Raw genomic sequence first — 18,755 nt, 5'->3', positions numbered from 1 at the left:
TCAGGCGGGTAAACTGGGGGGGGTCACTTTACGATTTTTCGTAAACGGGAAGCCTGCAGCGGACTTACCAACGGTACTCCACTCCTCCCTTTTGGCGAATTTTCATATACTGGCGACACGAGAGAATAATAAGAACATAACAACGACAAACCCCATCGGCGATGCGTACATGAAACAATACATTTTCAATATCCACGACGTGGTGCTATTGATGACGGCGGCGGAATGTCTGCTGCTGGCGGTGTTCCAGGCGATCCTCCCGACCCGCTCCCGCCATGACGGCCGGCTGCTGATCGCCTTTCTGCTCATCATTGCCGTCGCCTCTGCCTGCACCCTGGCCCTGTGGAACGACCAGTTCTCACTCGCCCCTTGGCTGGGGCAGACCCTGCTCCCTTACCTGCTATTTACTGCACTAATGCTCAAGGGGCCGGCAATCTATCTTTACGTCTGCTCGCTAACCCGCCAGAATTTCACGTTCACGCGGCGTATGGCCTTACACCTGCTGCCAGCAGCTCTCGTCATTCTGTGCCTCGCGATTTTCAATATTTCGAGCAATGACCTGCGCCAGGCCGCCGCCGGACAGGCATTCTCAGCAACCATCGTCTCATTGATCTGGGATCTGGCCTCTTTGGCGCCCTTTGTCTACGCCGTTGCGGCACTGCGACAGATCCGCCGCTATCGCCACGCGCTGAAGGATGAGTACTCCCACTACTCGGAAGTTGAGCTCAACTGGTTAACCGCCTTGGTATGGGGCGTATGTGTGGCCTGGGCCTGGACCACCGTGGTGCACGTGGTGGCCAAATTCTCCAGCCAGAGCGTGGCAGACTACATGGGGATCGCCGACAACTATCTGTCGTTCATCCTGATCAATGCCTTCTTCGCCTACAGCCTCACCTATGCGCACCAATTACTCGCCACGCAACCGGAAGAAGCGAGCGAGGAACGCATTCCGGAGGAAGACGAGCCTTCAGAGCCAGCGATCGAGAAGGTGCGGAACGCCATGGAAAACGACAAGATTTATCTTAAAAAGAATCTTAATCTGGAACAGTTTTCCGATCGAATTGAATTGCCAGCAAAAGAAGTTTCCGCCGTAATCAACAAACACTTCGGCACCAACTTCTTTGAGTACGTGAACAGCTACCGCGTCGAAGCGGCCAAGTCCCTGCTAGCCGACCCAAGCAAGACGGACATGACCGTACTCGATGTATTGCTGGAATCAGGCTTCAACAGCAAGTCAGCTTTCCACCGCTTCTTCAGCCGACTCGTCGGTATGTCGCCCACAGAGTTCCGCAAGCAAGCGCTGGTAGATACCAAGGCTTCTTAACCGCTATGTGAAAGGGATACAAAAAAGCCGCTGGCGACTTGGTCGCCAGCGGCTTTGCTTCGTCTGGTCAGGCTGTGGGGTTAACCGCAGCTCACTTTCGCCGTATCGGTCTGGGCGATGCGCACATTGTGCACCGTCATATCCAGCTCACCCGCAGTACGCACGTAGAAGGGTGACAACACCAGATCCATTTTACCGCCTGCCTCGGCCAGACACTTCAGGTCGACGGCGAGTGTCTGCCACTCCCCTTGTGCCGCATCTTTCAGTAAATCGGTGATCGGCTGTTCGGCACCGCAATCCATACCGCAATTCATGCCGAGGATTACCGCGTCGCTGGGGGCCGCATCAACTTTTACATCAAAGATCAGTGCACCCTGATTGCTGACAAAGCCGGAAAGATCGGTGCGCTGGTTCGCGAAGAACCCGGCAATCGCATTGCCCTGTCCGTTCCACTGCAGACGACGGCTGTCTTCCTGCACGTTGCGGTCTACAGATTGCACACGGATACCATTCAGCTCAGACACACTGCTGGTAATGGTTGAGCGGGTGTTTGTGGCATCGATCACCTCGAAGCTCCATGGGTCCAGCGCACGGCCGTTGAACACTGCCAGTGTGCCGTTGCCTGTAACCATCTGCAGGCCACTTTCTTCAGACAGGTGCGCGAGATCCTCGTCCTTCTCGTAGTTCAGACCATAACCGTAGGCAAATTGTGCCGCCGCATCGCTTTCACCACGATTGTGCAACGCAGGGGTTGCGTCCCCTGGCCAGGAGAAGGTCAGCTTGCCGGTGAAATCGAAGTTTACGTTGCCAGCTTCATCCTGGAACAGAACGTCCGCCACGCCACCGGCTTCGGTACCCGGCAGCCAGATGACCGCAAAAGCATCGGAGGCATTGATGTGCGGGTTAACCCACAATGGGCGACCGGTGATAAACAGGCTGACAACCGGGATACCTTGGTCACGCAACTTCTTCAGCAGGGCCAGGTCTGATGCACCAGCGTAATTTACATTGGCGATGTCACCCTGCATCTCTGCATATGGATCCTCACCAAAGACCACCACGGCCACGTCCGGTTTTTCCTCGAAGCTGCCGTCTACCGACAGCTCTACCTGGCCTCCGGCTGCAGTAACAACTTCATTAATACCACCGTACACAGAAGTCGCGCCCGGGAAATCAGCATTCTCGTTCCCAGTTCCCTGCCAAGTAATACTCCAGCCGCCGGATTGCTTACCGATGTTATCGGCACCATCGCCTGCAACCAGTACGCGCTGATTGCGCGCAAGCGGCAGTAATTGGTCGTTGTTCTTGAGCAACACCAAAGACTCGCGCACCGCCTGACGGGCAATGGCGCGGTGCTCGGCGGCACCAATCAGGCTCTCATCGCCAGCATGTGGACGCGTGGAAGGCAGGCCGGCCTCAAACAAACCAGCGCGCAGCTTCACGCGCAGAATACGGCGCACCGCATCGTCCAGGCGCGCGGGAGAAATTTCCCCGCTTTTCGCCTCAGCCAGGGTATTTTTGTACAGCTCCCGCCAGTTCGGGTCCGGCGCCATAAACATATCCAGGCCAGCGTTAATCGCCTGTGGGCAACTCACATTGCTGCAGCCATTGACGAACTGGTGGCCAGCCCAGTCACCGACCACAAAGCCATCGAAACCAAGGCGCTCTTTCAGCACATCGGTCATCAGGTATTTGTGACCGTGCATCTTCTCGCCGTTCCAACTGCTGAAGGAGGCCATTACGGTCTGCACACCGGCTTCAATCGCGGAGAAGTAACCCTGAGCGTGATACTTGATCAGGTCCTCTTCGCTCATGATCGCATCGCCACGGTCGATGCCATTCTCGGTGCCGCCATCGGCGATATAGTGCTTGGCCGTACCGACAACGCGCTTACCGTTCAAGAGTTCCTGGTCACCGGGTGCACCCTGCATGCCCTGCACCAGCTCGCCCGCGTAGGCGCGCACCAGCTCGGGATCTTCAGAATAGGATTCGTAGGTACGACCCCAGCGGTCATCGCGAACCACCGCCAGCGTGGGAGCAAATACCCACTCAATGCCGGTCGCGGAAACTTCCGCTGCGGTTGCCTCGCCAATCTTGCGCATCAACGCGGGGTTTTGCGCTGCGCCGAGAGCGATGTTGTGGGGGAACAGGGTGGCGCCGATCACATTGTTGTGGCCGTGAACGGCATCGGTACCCCAGATCATTGGGATTGCCACACCGCCGTCGCTGGTATCCACCGACGCGCGGTAGTACTCATCCGCCAGCGCTACCCAGTCGGCGACACTCGCGTGTTTGTTGTTGTTGGGGAAGGCGCCACCACCGTTGAGAATGGAACCGATGTGATATTCCCGCACTTCGTCCGGGGTAGCGAAGCGGATCTCGACCTGAATCATCTGGCCGATTTTTTCTTCCAGCGACATCTTGGCCAGCAGCGCATCGATACGCGACTCAATTTCGGGATCTTTCGCAATCCCCGAGGTCAGTGCCGGCCAGTGAGGATGCACCGACTCGGACTGCTGGTCGGCAACCTGATCTTCCACCTGGTCCGCACAGCCGAGAAGCCCGCCACCGGCAACCAGGGCCGAGATGACCCCCAGTAAAATTCGCTTCTTAAACACCATACACCCCCATCCCGCAGATAACTTTTATTAACGCTATGACTTATTTGAATCAGGCGGTCACACTGTATTTGTGGCCACGCCCGGCTTTCTCAGTGTGAGTTGTACGGAATCTACCGGCAGGGTGCGTCCCACTTTCCCCTCCCCAGGCAAAATGACCCGGGCCACCTTTTACAGGCACGACGAAGTGAAATGGGACGAGAAACCCGCCGCCTTATCACTTCACCCAGCGGATATTATCCAGCTGCAGTACTGCTCCCAGCTGATTGTCCCACCCTGGAGAAATAACAAACGGCGTGTTCACACTGGCCGCATTTAAACCGGCGTTGGTGAGATCCATGACCGGAATTTGAAAGTGCGTCCACTCGTTCAGTACGGGCATATCCAGGGGATAGTCACCGGAGCTGCAGGGATAGACGCAGTCCGCGCGGAAGGTCAGTGAGGCGGTGCCGGGGTCGGCAGGCTCAGCGGTCATCCGCAGGTCAAATTCCACGTAGGTAAAGGCACTCAGGTCATAGGTCGCGTCGGACTGAAAGAAGCCGATTCCCTGGTCGGTGTTGTAGGTCACTTCGGCAACATCACCGTAGTCACCGCCTGCATCCACTGTCGCGTAACCGACGTCGCCACTCGCGGTCCAGGTGTACCAGGCGTAGGGTGCTTTCGCCTCCCCATCAAATATGACCAGCTCGTCGGCGTCGCTATCTGGCGCTGCTGGCGGCTGGATGCCCGGGTTAAGCACGAAGTCGCCATCCGTAGAGCCACAGCCCTTGCCAGTGGCAAAGTCTTCACTGCACTGGTAGACGCGCACGTAGTCGATCACGAATTCCTGGGGAAACGCGCTTTCATCGATCCCGGTATCGTTCACGTTTGCAGGCCAGTTGCCGCCCACCGCGAAATTCAGGATCAGATGGAAACTCTGGTCAAACGGGGCCAGCGGATTTTCGAGGTCTGCAGTGGTGTACCAGCCCGCGCTGGTCTGCGTTGCGTAGTGGTCGCCATCCACATACCAGCGGACCTCACCCTCTTCCCATTCCACTGCATAGGTGTGGAAGTCGTCTGCGGGGTTCAAACCGTCAGGAATTTGATAGGACTCACCGGAATACTTGTTGCCGGGCCAACTGCCGCCGTAATGCAGGGTACCGTGTACCTTGTCTTCACCGCCGACTTTGAGGTTCACCGCTTCGACAATGTCGATTTCACCAGACAGGGGCCAACCGCCGTACACACCCTCGGTCGGCAGCATCCAGAACGCCGGCCAGGTGCCCTGCCCCTGCGGCAACTTCGCACGCATCTCGAAGCGGCCATATTTCCAGTCACCAAGGCCTTTGGTGCGCAGGCGCGCGGAGGTGTAAGTACCGCTGCCACTGGTATCGTTTGGGTCATACGCGGGGTCATCATCCACGCGGCTCGGGCCAACCGCATCCTGGCGGATCGCCTTGATATGCAGCATATCGTCGGCGACCCAGGAGTTCTCGGCATCGTCTACGTAGCATTGCGCCTCATTGTTACCACCGCCCCAGCAATTGACTTCGTGTGACCAGTTGGCGGAGTCGATAGCGTCACCGGAAAACTCATCGGCCCACACCAGGCAGTAGCCCGAGTTCAGCGGATCTTCCAGGCATTGCTCGGGCCGATCACTCACCGGCGGATCAACCGGTCCGCCCAGGTCCGCATCAGTGTCATTGCCGCTCTCGGAACCGCCACCACAGGCCACCAGTCCGATCGAAAGGGAAAGAAGGGAAGCGTGAAATAATTTGCTGCTCATTATTGTCTCCTCATCATCGTTTATCGTTATGTATTCCTTGGCAATGGAATAACGAGCAAGCATTTTTTAACGCCGTTTCGAAAACTTGGTCGCCCCACTTTGCGGATTAAAACCAAGGTGGGGCGGCCCGATTGAAAAAGAAACCCCTCGTCTAAGGGGTCAAAGATGAGACTGCTAGAGCCAAGCCACCTCAGGACATGCCGGTCTTGCAATAATGCGCAACAAAGTCCGCATGCTTCGGCAACTTCGCCACTTGGTGTCGGGTCTGGTTACGAATCGTATCGAGAAAGTCCTTTAGCTCGCCGTCGCTCATCATATCGACGATAGGGTGATACTCCTTTGGAATCACCCCCTGGCCGACAATCACCTGAATCCAAGAGCTCTCCCCGAAGAGTTCACCGGCTTGCTTGAAAACATGCCCTCGCTGCTCAAACAGATCAAGCCTATGCTGCAGGCTATCGGGTATCGGCATACTGCGACAGTAACGCCAGAAACTACTGTCCTGCCTATCAGTCACGTGATAGTGCAACACAATAAAATCTCGGATCGTTTCAATTTCAGCGGAGGTCTGGCGGTTGAATTCTTCAATATCCGCAGCTTTACAACCATTTGTTGGGAACAGTTGGAGCAGCCGAATAATACTGCGCTGAATCATATGAATACTGGTTGACTCCAGTGGTTCAATAAATCCACTCGAAAGTCCAATCGCAACGCAGTTTTTGTTCCAGTGCTTGCGCCTTGTACCGGTGCGAAACTTGATTGCACGAGGCTCTGTAAGAGTCTCGCCGGAAATATTATTTAGAAGCAATTGCTTCGCGGCGTCATCATCGAGATACCGACTGCAATAGACCAACCCGTTGCCAACGCGATTTTGAAGGGGAATTTGCCATTGCCACCCTGATTCATGCGCAATTGAGCGAGTGTACGGCACAGGTTCGCCCTCGGACGTAGTCTGCACTGCAAGCGCGCGATCGCAGGGTAACCAGTGCGTCCAATCCAGATAACCGGTGTGCAAAGCACCTTCGATCAGTAGAGCGCGAAATCCAGTGCAATCTATAAATAGATCCCCTTCTAAACGCTCGCCACTATCAAGCGCGAGGGCCGATATATCGCCGGACTGTGGATCAAGCTGAACACTCTCAATCTTCCCTTCGATACGCGTTACACCATGGCGCTCAGCGAACGCTCTTAGATACTTGGCGTACTGCGTGGCATCCAAGTGATAGGCGTAATTCCTGTCGCGATTGGTCTGCACCGCGAAGCGTTCCTCACGGGCAGCCAAGTGCTCGAAACAGTAATCACCAATTTCGTGATCAATGCCTAGATCCAGTCCACGGCGCCAAAAGTGTTGGAATCCTGCAGCCCAGCAATCTTTACCCGGGTAGCCAAAGGAGTGCAGATAGTCTTTACCGACATCGTGCCAGCTTTCAAAATTAATCCCCAATTTGAAGGTGGCATTTGTTGCCGCCATCACTTCAGATTCTTTCAGACCCAGTAATTGGTGGAACACGTGAAGAGTGGGGATTGTTGCTTCACCAACTCCAACCGTGCCAATCGCATCTGACTCAACCAGGCGAACATCCAGATGCTTGCCAATCAACTTGGAAATCGCAGCGGCAGTCATCCAGCCTGCGGTACCGCCACCGGCGATAACAACTCGCTTCACCATTTTGGACTCCCTCATCAATACATTCATTTATTTATTCGTCGAAATCACAAACAAGATATCGTCACTGAAGCCGTTTAAGAAGTTCAGCCCTCAGCGTAACTGCCGTTTTTTCACTAAGCGGCTCCTGAGTGTAGCCTCGCGCACTCGCCGGAATATGCTCCGGCCGCTGGGGCTTCGCATCAAAAACATAGTAATCAAACACAGCCTTCCAAGCGGATCGAAGACCTGGAGACAAGTCGTTCATGCTGAGTAAAGTATGCATCAATGCAGAAGAGGGGGACCCGTTGTATGCCGGAGCATCAACCCACCAATGACTGTAAAGAACATTCAGATCATCGAGTCCTTCGACATGGTGCCACCACATTTCTGGGATAATCAGTGAATCACCAGGATTCAATGTCACGACCACAGCTTCAGCAAGCGCCTTTCGAAAATTCGGGAATTTTTTAAAATCCGGGTTGCGAAAATCAACCATGCTAATTTCTTGGCCGCCTGGCGCAAACCCTAGTGGTCCGGGATACAAATTCTCTATTTGTTCCGGGGGAAACAGAATGAACCTGCGGCGCCCGGCAATATTACAGGCGAGATTTTTCGGGAAGTCGTAATGCGCAGCTATACGGGTGCGATTGCCCAGCCATAGAAAACCAATCGGAGAAAAATCCTCTATCCCAGATGGATTTTGGTCTGCAAAACCGGGGAACCAGCGCTGCACATCGGTAGACGCCATGTAAAGTGTCGGCGGCAACGGCTCACTGGCGCTCTCAAGAATTTCCTGTAGCAGCTGCCGCAAGTCGCGATTTTGCCCGCGGAAATTAAACCCATCGACAGAATCGTTGTAGAACACACGACCCTCTATTTCCGCTCCTCCATAGGCAGCGTTAATAGGCGCCCCGCTATAGAATTCGCATAAATATGCGGCCGTATGCCGAGCAGATTGTCGGCAAGACTCTACTGCAGGCCAATGCTCACAAGCACCCCGCAGTACGAGCGGCCGATCCGCGTTGAGAACCGCCTTAGGGATTTCGCCTACTCTGTAATCTGACACTTCCTCTACTGGCTGCAGGGCAATATCAGAAAGACAGGGATCCTGCCTACTCACGCGGCAGATACCTGCTTATTCTTCGCCGCAAGCATCTTCATTACATTTGAATGAGAAGCCAGCACCATGTATATGGATGCCAGATACCCTTTAGCATGCAGTTCAGCCAAGGCTTCTCCGTCGAGCTGGCCAAGCTTATCTTCATTGATCGTATGTAACCCAACCAGCTGATGCTTATCGTTATTTTCGAGTTGCACTTCTAAAGTAAAACTTTCAAGTAATTCATGCCGTTCCAGGGCGCCCATAAAATCATCTGCCTGGCCCAACCCGTGATGTATAGCATCAAGCATGTCGGCAACCTTATCCAAGTAAGGTGAATTACCGCCGAACTCCATAAACAAGCGTTCGCCACTGTCCGAGTTAACTCGAGGGTTGTCCATATCGATATGAATCACACGCTCAACTCGCTCTTGACCATCAACAGTAACTTTTTGATGACCAATCAAAAATGGTTCCCGCTTGATTGATAATGGAATATAAGGAACGGTCCAGCGATCGCCTTCCAGAAACAGGTTTTCACCTTCCCGCAGGCCGAGCAGGGCTATTGCAAGAAAGCGACCGGTCTCTGCATGCTTTTGAAAAAAGATCGGGTAGTAGGCCTGAAGCGTTCGAAACTCCAGAGGGAACGTTAATGCGAACCACGTATTATCACCGTAGGCTTCAGATCTATCTGTAATTACCCGCAGATCTTTGTGCTCATCGATATTCAACATTACCGGGCTTGTCATGGCCTTTCTCCTCTCATGCGCTTACAGCGCCGCATTCACTGCGACGTCTCGAATCTTATTAATTAATTGTCGATTACTGGGCAATGTGCGCAGCAGTCGCTCTCGATTATTTTGATTTTCAAAAAATGCTTTCTTTGCATCCGGCTCCGTAGGTCGCCTCAGCCCCCAGGGCAAGCCGCAGCCTTCGAAGCCCATGCCATAAAGTATGTATTGGTAGCTGGCTGCAGGAAAAAGCTCATCCGCGTAACCGACACAATCTCGCCATGGGGAGCGATGTTTCCAAGTGGCCAGTGCCTGCTGCAGGGTTTCGGGAACACTCGAATTTGCACGATGGTCGCGCCAGTAACTTGTCTCATTACGCTCCGATAGCACGTAATGCAGCTTCAGAAAATCGATAATGCGCGACCAGTGATGATGCATCTTATTGTTAAATTGGTTTTCCACGGCCTCCATCACAGAACGAGTGGGCGGAAGTTGCTCTGCGAGAAATTTCGCACTCTGTTCGACCATCACTAGCGCTGAAGCCTCAAGGGGCTCAATAAAACCTGCGGCCATACCGACCGCGACACAATTTTTGTGCCAAAACTTTCGGCGAAAGCCAGGATTGAAGCGAATTTTGCGTATTTCCAGAGACGCGACAGACTGACCATTCAAAGCCGGTGCGATATATTGCCGAAGGGCGTGCTCCGCCTCAGCTTCATCCGCATGGGCACTGGAATAGGTGTAACCAACGCCACGGCGTGTTGGCAAACCAATATCCCAAATCCACCCGGCACCCTGCGCGGTAGAATGTGTGCAGGACGCAATGGGACTTTCAGGATCCAGATATGGAACCTGCACTGCGAGCGCGGAATCATTGAAAAGTATCGAACGCTGCTCCATCAATTCAATGCCATAGTGCCGGCCAAGTAAAAGACTGGCAGAGCCACTACAGTCGATGAATAGGTCACCATGAATTCGCGCTCCGGACTCAAGCTTTAAAGCGGAGACGTAATCGCTGGAGTCACTTTCGACGGCTACTATTCGGTCTTGCTTGTGCGTCACCCCCAATTTTTCCGTGCAATGGCGAAGGAGAAACTCGGCGAACTTACCCGCATCCAAGTGATATCCGTAATTGAGCGCAAACGAATATTCAGGGGTGGAACTTAGTTTCGGAGCTAAATCGTGTCGACTAATTTCTGCTTGCGGGCAAAAAGCGTCAGCGAATGAGATTTTATCCCTAATTTTCTGCCACTGCTGGGATGGATCAAACCGATCAAAACCAGTCGGCCCAGTAAAGGGATGGAAATACTCGTCCTTTCGACCACGCGCGCTGTCGTGCCGCCAACCGATGAAACGCGAGCCCTGCTTGAAGCTAGCATCGCACTCTCGGATAAAATCGTATTCCGATATGCCCATTCGCTTCAGCGTAGCCCGCATGGTTGGCCAGGTACCCTCGCCGACACCCACTGTGGGCACATCTGGTGACTCGACCAAGGTAATGTTGAGCTCATGATTGCCAATAAGGTACTCGGCAGCCAGCACACCGGCGGTCAACCAGCCGGCGCTACCGCCCCCAACTATGACAACTTCTTTCACCAAGTCTTTCGTCTGCTCGATCATTTCACCTACCGCACGACTATTCACATTGGCCGTAAACAGAAAAGCCGCTGAAATTCAGCGGCTTCCCTGCTACTTCTTGCAAATCAAATCAGATTGCTGCTTTTAGAAGGCATAGCGAGCGCCGAACTGCCAGCGCGCGCCACCCTCGTAAACACCCAACACCTGACTTGAGGAACGACCGTAAACCCGGCCATACTCTTCAGTCACGTTCAGACCTTCGAGGAATACTTCGAGACCTTCAACCTGCTGCACCTCATAGCTCACATTCAGATCAACCTGACTGTAAGACTCAGTGAACTGCGGGTTCGCGCCAGTGTTTTGGCCGCGAGAAGACAAGAAGTCATCACGCCAGTTATAAGCAACACGGGCCTGCAAACCATTCTTGTCATAGAAGGCTACTAGGTTAGCCGTGTCACTGAGACCAATCATCGCTTCTTGGTCAACCAGCTGGAACGGGTCGTATTCATACTTGGAATCGACGATGGTGTAGTTCGCTACCACACCGAAACCGGTTCCGCCGAACATGTGCTGCACAGAGAACTCAAGCCCATCCAAGGTATCTTTGTGATCACCGTTACCTGGCACACTCAGATCAAACAAGATCGTCGGGTCTTCCGCAGGATTACCGTAGATGATGCCACCATCTACATCCACGTAGGGGTCGCTAGCAAAGTTAGCGAAGATGTAATCACGAATCTCCACATTACCTTGGGCACCCGCATCCACGGCAGCCTGATAACGCGCACCATTAATTGGGGTTGCGATTCCAAATACATCAACACCTTCTGAGGTTGCAGATGAGATGAAGTTACTAATACGCTTGTTGAAGTAGCCGATAGACGCGTAACTACCTTCGTCGTAGTACCACTCCAGCGACAGATCAAAGTTGGTAGATTCGGTCGGGAGCAGCGCCGGGTTACCGGAAGAGCCACTACCGCCATCTTCGCGCGCCAACTGTCCCACTACGGTGCCACCTTTGATGGAATCGTAATCTGGACGTCCAATGGTTTCGCTCGCCGCCAAACGCAGGACCAGATCGTCCTTCAGGTTGAGGCGGAAGTTAGCGCTCGGCAGCACGTAATCGTAGTCAGCGGTTTGACTCAGGAAGCCGGTACCAGCCGGGTTCAAAGAAAGCTCATTAGCTGCAACCCAAAGCACCTCGTCATAGACCGGGGATGCGGCCTTGGAGTCCACTTCGGTAGTCTCATAGCGCAGACCAACGTTCAGGTCATAAGGCATACCGAACATTTCGGACTGGAAGTTGTACTGAGCAAACGCTGCCGCGCTGGTTTCCACGGTAGTGCGGTCAGTCGCATTGGTGTAATCGGTAGAGGCACAGAACTGAGTGCCGCAATCACCGATCAGGCTCGGCCACAGGTCATCACCATACAGGTCCTCGGCGATCGCGCGAACGGTCACGAAGTCCCAATCGAAATAGGTGTCGAGCGGCTCAGCGCCACCGATCTCAGAGAAATCACCACCGGCGCTGTCAAACTTGTCCTGAATGCTTTTCGCAGTAAACAGCGCATCATCAAGATCGCTTGGATCACCAGCACCAGCCCATGCGTCACGCTGCACAACCGCCATTTGCGAGTGGTTGCTCACTTCCTGCAGGCTGATACCGAAGTCAATATCGCTGCTCTCGTTCAGCTCGAAGTTACCACTGAAGCGGTAAGCCTCGATGTCGGAACGATCGCGAGAGTTAGTGAACACGCTGCCGGTTACTTCCATATCGGAGGCCTGGACCTCATTGCCGCCACCGACGGAAAGCATCGGGCGCTCACCGGTAAAGTCGGTAATTGCGCTGGTGCGCACAAATGCAGTGGTAGACAGCAGTGCGGAAGAGCCCCAAGGGCTGTCTGGACGACGCTCGGCATCGGAGAAGCTCGCATCAAACGCCAGAGACAGGCGGTCATTTACTTGCCACTCGGCATTCAGGCCCAACGCCTGACCACGATGCGCTTCGGCGCTTACACCAGCACCCATGGACAGGTCAGCCGGCGCAGCTGGGTCATAGTATTCGGCGTAAATGATGGGCGTAGCGATCGGACCATCGGTCCACACATTTTCGGACGCGCCGAAGTTGTACCAGGCCGAGATATCATTGAACTCTTTGGTGATATCGTTGGCGTAGTACATGTAGTCTACGGTCGCAGTGAAATCGTCAGTCGGCGCCCACTGCAACACCAGGGAGCCGTTGGTACGCTTACGCTGCTGCTCTTCAAACTTGTAGCCAACGGCCTGCGGTACAGAATAGATATCACCTTCGCCAGGACGGTTTACCTGATTCTCCTGGGGCACACCGCCCCAATCAGCGGTACCACCCGCCCAATCCTGGTCTACCCAGCCAGGGAAGCTACGCCAACCTTCGTTTACGGTAGCAATAGCTGCGCCACTCTCACGCTCAGCAACGCTTGCAGAGATAGCCACGCCTACCTTGCCATCAGCAAAGGTATCCGAGTAGAAACCCGACATCTCAGGAGTAATGCCTGAATCGTCGGAAGACTGATCCGCCACGCCTTTTGCAGCAAACTGCAGGCGCTGCTCACCAATTTCCAGAGGACGAGCAGTCAGCAAATCGATAGTGGAGCCAATACCGCCGCTCGGCGCCAGTGCGTTACTGCTTTTGGCAACCAGTACGCCATGCACCATTTCGGAGGCGATATTTTGGAAATCAAAGGAGCGGCCACCAGTGGTACGCGCCAGCTGACGTCCATTCAGGGTCACTAGGTTGAAGTCAGGATTGATACCGCGAACGGTTACCTTGCTACCTTCACCATTTACACGGTCAATAGATACACCGCTGATCCGCTGCATGGATTCCGCGAGGTTGGTATCGGGAAACTTACCAATATCTTCCGCGGAGATGGCATCAACAACGCCCTGGGCATCGCGTTTGATATCAGCGGACTTTTCCAGGCTGGCACGCATGCCAATAACCGTTACTTCTTCAAGCGCGGCATCCTGCGCTTCCTGAGCCAGTGCATGACCACTGATACCGGCTACGGTCGCGATAGCTACCGCGATCGACTTTTTCTTAAACTCGTTTGTCTTACTCATGGAGTTGTCTCCCCATCGTCACGTCATTTTCGTTATTGATTTCGCCAGGGTGGGCACCTCGAGACCTCAAAAGGATAACCCTATCTGACGCAAGGCTATACTCTCGCTGGCCACGCAATCGGGTCGTCCCACCTTGGGAAACTGGGGAAAAATGGACTATCCCACCTTGAAAATCGCAAAGCGGGAACAAAAATAACGTTATAAATCAATCAGTTAGAAGGTAGGGGGGGATTATAACGAAAACAGATCAAAAAACAACCAGCCACAGGCATCTACGGACTTGGGAACGCGACGGTCACCCTTTTACCGCGCCCGCGGACAAGCCCGACACCAAATACCGTTGCAGTGACAGGAACAGCAAAATAACCGGTAGGGACACCAGGATGGAGCCCGCCGCAAAGTAGCCCCACTCGGAGGCGTAGTCGCTGACGAAGAAGCGCAGCCCAACAGGCACAGTGTAAAGAGATTCGTCGTCCATAAAAATGGAGGCGAGGATGAATTCGTTCCAGGCAGTCATAAACGCAAAGAGACCGGTGACCGCAATGGCCGGACGTGCGAGTGGCAGGATGATGCGGATAAAGATGGTCCAGCGACTCGCCCCTTCCAGCAGTGCCGACTCCTCAATCTCGTAAGGTAAGGTGTCGAAGTAGCCCTTCAGCATCCACACGCAGAACGGCAATGCGGTGATGGCGTACACCAGTATCAGCCCGAGCCAGGAATTGCCCAGCCCCAACCACTGCACCACGATCACATATAAAGGAATAAGCATCAGTACCGCGGGGAACATCTGCGAGATCAGAAACAGGGTTAGCCCCCGCTGGCGCCCGGCGAAGCGAAAGCGGGAAAAAGCGTAGGCGGCCGTGCAACTCAGAGTCAGGCCCACCACCGTGGTTGCCAGGGCGACCACCAGGCTGTTGCCGATCCAGCGCAGGAATGGCTGCTTGGTCAGCACTGCGCGGAAGTTGTCGAGGGTCCACACCTCCGGTAACGGAATCAGGGCCAGCAACTGCTGCCGGAGACTGGCATCGTGGGACAACTGCACCAGAGTCAGCGACTGCTGTCCGGAGAAGGCGAGACTCACCACCCACAGTAACGGGTAGACGACGATAAGAGCAGAGAACGTCAGCAATGCGAACCGCCAGCTGAAGATATCCCGCAGCACCCGCTTCACCGGCGCCGTTCTGCCCTCGCGCAGCCGCTCAATCATGGTGTTCATCGCACCACCTCCATGGTCCGACTCATCCGCATCTGCCATACAGCATAACAGAACAGCAGCGCGAGGATCACAATCGAATAGGCGGCGGCATAGGCGTACTGGTACTTTTCAAAACCGATACGGAACGCCTTGGTGATCAGAATATCGTTGGCCCCGGCGGGCGCCCCGTCGCTCACCAGGTAGATCACGTTGAACATATTAAAGGTCCACACCACCGACAGGATCACCGCCGGAATCAGCACCGGCTTCAGCAACGGCAGGGTAATAGAGCGGAACTGGAACCAGCGCCCGGCGCCCTCTACCCGGGCCACCTCATACAGCTCCCGCGGAATCGACTGCAGGCCGCCGAGGATCACCACCATCATAAACGGGATGCTCAACCACACATTGGTGACCACACCGGTGAAAAAGCTCGCACCGATGGAATCAAACCAGGCCACCGGCGCCACCCCCAGCACCTGTAGGCCCTGGTTGATCACCCCGAATTGCGGGTGGAACATGCCCTTCCACACCAGCGCGGTAATATAGTTGGGAATGGCCCAGGGCAGGATCAGCAGCAGGCGGAAGGCGTTGCGCCCGAAAATCGGTTTATCCAGCGCCAGCGCCATGATCAATGCCAGCCCCACGGCGAGGATGACATTGCTCGCGGTCCACAGAATGGTGATTAGCAGGGTCCAGTAAAAATTGTCAAAATCCAGGCTGCGCGCGCCCTCTTGCCCACGCCACAGGTCGAAATCCCCAAGGATTGCGGCGTAATTGTCCAAGCCGACAAAGCGTGACCACAGCGGGGTGTGCTCGTTGAACACCGTGGTATCGGTAAACGACAGAATCAGCCCGTACAACAGTGGGAAGAACACCAGAACGAGCATGCCGAGCATGGCGGGCAGGATGTACAGATAGGCCGTGCGATTGGCATGCCAGGTGGCCATCAACCGCCGTCGGTAACGCGCCCAGGCCCACAGCGCCGCCAGCACCAGCGCAAGCGGGATCAGCCACAGCCACGCGGGCATCTGCTGGGGAATCTCGCTGCGCTGCCGGGAGCGCTCGAGCCGCGCAAGATCGCCCTGCAACTGGCGCTGCAGCAAATGCATTTCGGCTTCCGGTTGCGCGGCGCCCTTGACCACTTTCTTCAGCAGGTTTTTGAGTGGCACCCACACCACGGTCATGGCAGGAAGATTGGGCGTCGGCACCGCCACTTCCAGCTGCCGCAGAAACGCCATGGCGGTATCGTCGGTGGCGATACGCGGGTGCGCGAAGGCCAGGGTGTTGGCTGGCAGCTGGCCGCCTTGAATGGCCATCCGTTCAGCAGAATGGCGACGGGTAAGGTATTCCATGACGGCCACTGCCGCCGCCGGATTCGTCGCGCGCGAAGAGAGGAACACTCCTTCCACCGCCATCCAGGGGGCCAGCGGCCGGCCGCTTGCACTGTTCACCGGCAGCGGCACCACACGATAATTTACTCGGGAATCAATTTCTCCGAGCATCCAGGGGCCACTGATCACCATGGCCGCGCGCCCCTGATTGAACAGGCTCGAGACCAGGGTACTGCTGGGCTCTTCCGGCAGAATGCGCTCTGCGCGCGCCCAGCGCGCAAGCATTTCTACCGAGGCGATATTGCCCGGGCTACCCAGGGCCAGACTTCCGCCGCGGCTGAAGGGCCCCGAACCGAAGCTGTTCATCAGCATGCCGTGGAAAAACGGCTCGGTATACATATACGCGAGGCCGAAACGCCCGGCATTGCGATCGGTGTGTTGGCGGGCGATAGCCACCATTTCGTCGGTCGTCGCGGGGGCACTTGCCACCAGGTCGGTATTGAGAATCAGCGCCGGGCTTTTGAATGCCAACGGCAGGCCGTATAGCTCACCCGCGAACGTCATCGCGTCGACCAAGTTGGCCGGGAAGCGCTGGCGCAAGCGCTCACTGACATAGCGATCAATGGGGGCGACCGTGTGCCCGGCACTGGCCCAGCCACCCAAGCGGTCGTGCGCAAAGACAAACAGATCCGGGCCCTGCCCGCGCGGCAGGGCCGCAGACAATTTATCGGCGTAACCACCAAAGGGCACCGCCAGGGCATTCACTTGTATCTCGCTCTGGCTGCGGTTGAAGTCCTCGACAAGCCGTTCAAAGGCAGCGCGTTCTGCACCTCGGTAACCGTGCCACAGGGACAGGGTTTCCAGCGCGTAAACCTTACCGGCGAGCATCAGCAGCACAAGCAGCCGCAATAGAAACATAAAGTACTGTGCGCCCCGCCGCTTCAGCACTGACTCACTCCGGCTTTAGCGCTCCCTGCGCGGATACGCTGTTGGCTGGCGCCGTCAAACAGATAAAGCGCCGCAGGGTCAAAGGCGAGTTCGAGTGCATCGCCGAGGGAGAAAGCGCGCAGCCCGGCCAATCGCGCCACCAGCTGCGCAGAACCGACGCGCAGATGCACCAGCATTTCCGCCCCCAGGCTCTCCACCAGTTCGATATTCCCGGTAAGCCGCGGCCAGTTGGCGGGTGCGCTGGAGGCATACACCAGTTTCTCCGGGCGCAGCCCCAGCAACAGTTCCCGGTTGAGCCCCTGCAGCTGCGCGTGCGGCAGCGTGAGCAGGTCGCAACTCAGTTGCCGGCCATCGTTCACCACCTGCAGCAGGTTCATCGGCGGCGAGCCCATAAAGCCGGCGACGAAGGTATTGTCCGGGTCGTTGTACAGTTCCAGCGGGGTGCCCACCTGCATCAATTCACCACCATTCAAAATGGCGATGCGGGTGCCGAGGGTCATGGCTTCCACCTGGTCGTGGGTGACGTAGACCGAGGTGGTACCCAGCTGGTGGTGCAGGCGATGAATCACGCCACGCATTTGCACGCGCAGCTCTGCATCCAGGTTGGACAGGGGCTCGTCGAACAGGAACACCTGCGGGTCGCGTACCATGGCCCGCCCCAGCGCCACGCGCTGATTCTGGCCACCGGACAACTGTCCTGGTTTGCGGTGCAGTAAGTCGGAAAGCCCGAGCGTTTCCGCGGCTTCCCGCACCCGCCTTTCGATGCCGAGTTTGGGGAAATTGCGTACGCGCAGGCCAAACGCCATGTTCTCGAACACGCTCATATGCGGGTAGAGGGCGTAGTTCTGGAACACCATGGCGATGTCCCGGTCTTTGGGGGGAAGGTCGTTGACCCGATGACCGCCAATATATAAATCGCCGGAAGAAATCGATTCGAGCCCGGCGATCATCCGCAGAGTGGTGGACTTGCCACAGCCGGAGGGACCGACCAACACCATGAATTCGCCATCGCGGATTTCCAGGTCAAGCCCCGGCACCGTCGCTGGACCGTCGTCGTAGCGCTTGCTGACACCGCGGAACTCAATATTGGCCAATGGCTCGGGCCTCTCTCATCGTCGCCACTCCTATTTATTATTGTCTTTTTATGGATGGCAGTTCCGTCTACCTGACATCGATTGTGCCTGAGAATAGCGCCCACGTCTTCTGGTTCGTAGCGCCGATGGACCACCCCGTTTTTGCTGTTCTTCTGCCCCAGAAACAGCCTCCAGCGGACAACTTCTCCGCCAGGATGACGTGAGCAAGACCAATCAGTCACTCGAGTGTTGAGAGTCCGTCATGCAGCCAACGAGTAATTTCGGTGGCACAATCCCTCGTATTTTCGAAATCCGTCCGCAATATCCCTAAGTAAGGAAG

General features: G+C 55.6%; 11 protein-coding genes. 1 reads left to right on the top strand and 10 read right to left on the bottom strand.

All coding sequences use genetic code 11. The annotated features are described in order from the left end of the window. The first annotated feature begins 169 nt into the window (after positions 1-169). Positions 170-1,324: a helix-turn-helix domain-containing protein gene (locus LCM31_RS15065; protein ID WP_224871447.1), complete on the top strand. Its 1,155-nt coding sequence runs from the start codon at positions 170-172 to the stop codon at positions 1,322-1,324. A gap of 80 nt (positions 1,325-1,404) precedes the next feature. Here LCM31_RS15065 and LCM31_RS15060 read toward each other — a convergent pair whose 3' ends face one another. The 10 genes from LCM31_RS15060 to LCM31_RS15015 all read right to left on the bottom strand — a co-directional run bounded on the left by LCM31_RS15060 (position 1,405) and on the right by LCM31_RS15015 (position 18,436). Continuing rightward, positions 1,405-3,945 (bottom strand): glycoside hydrolase family 3 protein, encoded by a 2,541-nt coding sequence (locus LCM31_RS15060; RefSeq protein ID WP_224871445.1) that lies wholly within the window; start codon positions 3,943-3,945, stop codon positions 1,405-1,407. Between the two features lie 214 nt (positions 3,946-4,159). Further along, positions 4,160-5,707 carry a glycoside hydrolase family 16 protein gene (locus LCM31_RS15055; protein ID WP_224871443.1) on the bottom strand — a complete coding sequence of 516 codons (1,548 nt, stop codon included), beginning with the start codon at positions 5,705-5,707 and terminating at the stop codon, positions 4,160-4,162. A 190-nt stretch (positions 5,708-5,897) separates the two neighbouring features. Further along, positions 5,898-7,403, bottom strand: a complete 1,506-nt coding sequence (locus LCM31_RS15050; protein ID WP_224871441.1) for a tryptophan halogenase family protein — start codon at positions 7,401-7,403, stop codon at positions 5,898-5,900. 34 nt (positions 7,404-7,437) lie between these two features. Then, complete coding sequence (locus tag LCM31_RS15045) at positions 7,438-8,421, bottom strand: cupin-like domain-containing protein (RefSeq protein ID WP_224871756.1); 984 nt, start codon at positions 8,419-8,421, stop codon at positions 7,438-7,440. A gap of 50 nt (positions 8,422-8,471) precedes the next feature. Continuing rightward, the gene (locus LCM31_RS15040; protein WP_224871439.1) at positions 8,472-9,203 is read right to left on the bottom strand and encodes a SapC family protein; all 732 of its coding nucleotides are present in this window, start codon (positions 9,201-9,203) and stop codon (positions 8,472-8,474) included. Between the two features lie 21 nt (positions 9,204-9,224). Continuing rightward, complete coding sequence (locus LCM31_RS15035) at positions 9,225-10,805, bottom strand: tryptophan halogenase family protein (RefSeq protein WP_224871437.1); 1,581 nt, start codon at positions 10,803-10,805, stop codon at positions 9,225-9,227. Between the two features lie 102 nt (positions 10,806-10,907). Beyond that, positions 10,908-13,865: a TonB-dependent receptor gene (locus tag LCM31_RS15030; RefSeq protein ID WP_224871435.1), complete on the bottom strand. Its 2,958-nt coding sequence runs from the start codon at positions 13,863-13,865 to the stop codon at positions 10,908-10,910. A 295-nt stretch (positions 13,866-14,160) separates the two neighbouring features. Continuing rightward, positions 14,161-15,081, bottom strand: coding sequence for a sugar ABC transporter permease (locus LCM31_RS15025; protein WP_224871433.1), 921 nt, complete (start codon positions 15,079-15,081; stop codon positions 14,161-14,163). After that, positions 15,078-17,342: an extracellular solute-binding protein gene (locus tag LCM31_RS15020; RefSeq protein ID WP_224871431.1), complete on the bottom strand. Its 2,265-nt coding sequence runs from the start codon at positions 17,340-17,342 to the stop codon at positions 15,078-15,080. Before LCM31_RS15020 ends, LCM31_RS15025 begins: the two co-directional genes overlap by 4 nt. Beyond that, complete coding sequence (locus LCM31_RS15015) at positions 17,336-18,436, bottom strand: ABC transporter ATP-binding protein (protein WP_263601147.1); 1,101 nt, start codon at positions 18,434-18,436, stop codon at positions 17,336-17,338. Before LCM31_RS15015 ends, LCM31_RS15020 begins: the two co-directional genes overlap by 7 nt. Between the last annotated feature and the right edge of the window lie 319 nt (positions 18,437-18,755).

This window comes from Microbulbifer agarilyticus, from assembly GCF_020171345.1.
In the GTDB taxonomy this organism is placed as follows: Bacteria; Pseudomonadota; Gammaproteobacteria; order Pseudomonadales; family Cellvibrionaceae; genus Microbulbifer; species Microbulbifer agarilyticus_D.
Note: the sequence above shows the minus strand (reverse complement) of the source record. Positions and strands in the feature narration are given on the sequence as shown.

What these genes read in the sequence shown, in the direction of transcription:
- LCM31_RS15065 (WP_224871447.1), top strand. Translation starts at nt 170, where the DNA reads ATGAAACAATACATTTTCAATATCCACGACGTGGTGCTATTGATGACG.
- LCM31_RS15060 (WP_224871445.1), bottom strand. Translation starts at nt 3,945, where the DNA reads ATGGTGTTTAAGAAGCGAATTTTACTGGGGGTCATCTCGGCCCTGGTT.
- LCM31_RS15055 (WP_224871443.1), bottom strand. Translation starts at nt 5,707, where the DNA reads ATGAGCAGCAAATTATTTCACGCTTCCCTTCTTTCCCTTTCGATCGGA.
- LCM31_RS15050 (WP_224871441.1), bottom strand. Translation starts at nt 7,403, where the DNA reads ATGAATGTATTGATGAGGGAGTCCAAAATGGTGAAGCGAGTTGTTATC.
- LCM31_RS15040 (WP_224871439.1), bottom strand. Translation starts at nt 9,203, where the DNA reads ATGACAAGCCCGGTAATGTTGAATATCGATGAGCACAAAGATCTGCGG.
- LCM31_RS15035 (WP_224871437.1), bottom strand. Translation starts at nt 10,805, where the DNA reads ATGATCGAGCAGACGAAAGACTTGGTGAAAGAAGTTGTCATAGTTGGG.
- LCM31_RS15030 (WP_224871435.1), bottom strand. Translation starts at nt 13,865, where the DNA reads ATGAGTAAGACAAACGAGTTTAAGAAAAAGTCGATCGCGGTAGCTATC.
- LCM31_RS15025 (WP_224871433.1), bottom strand. Translation starts at nt 15,081, where the DNA reads ATGAACACCATGATTGAGCGGCTGCGCGAGGGCAGAACGGCGCCGGTG.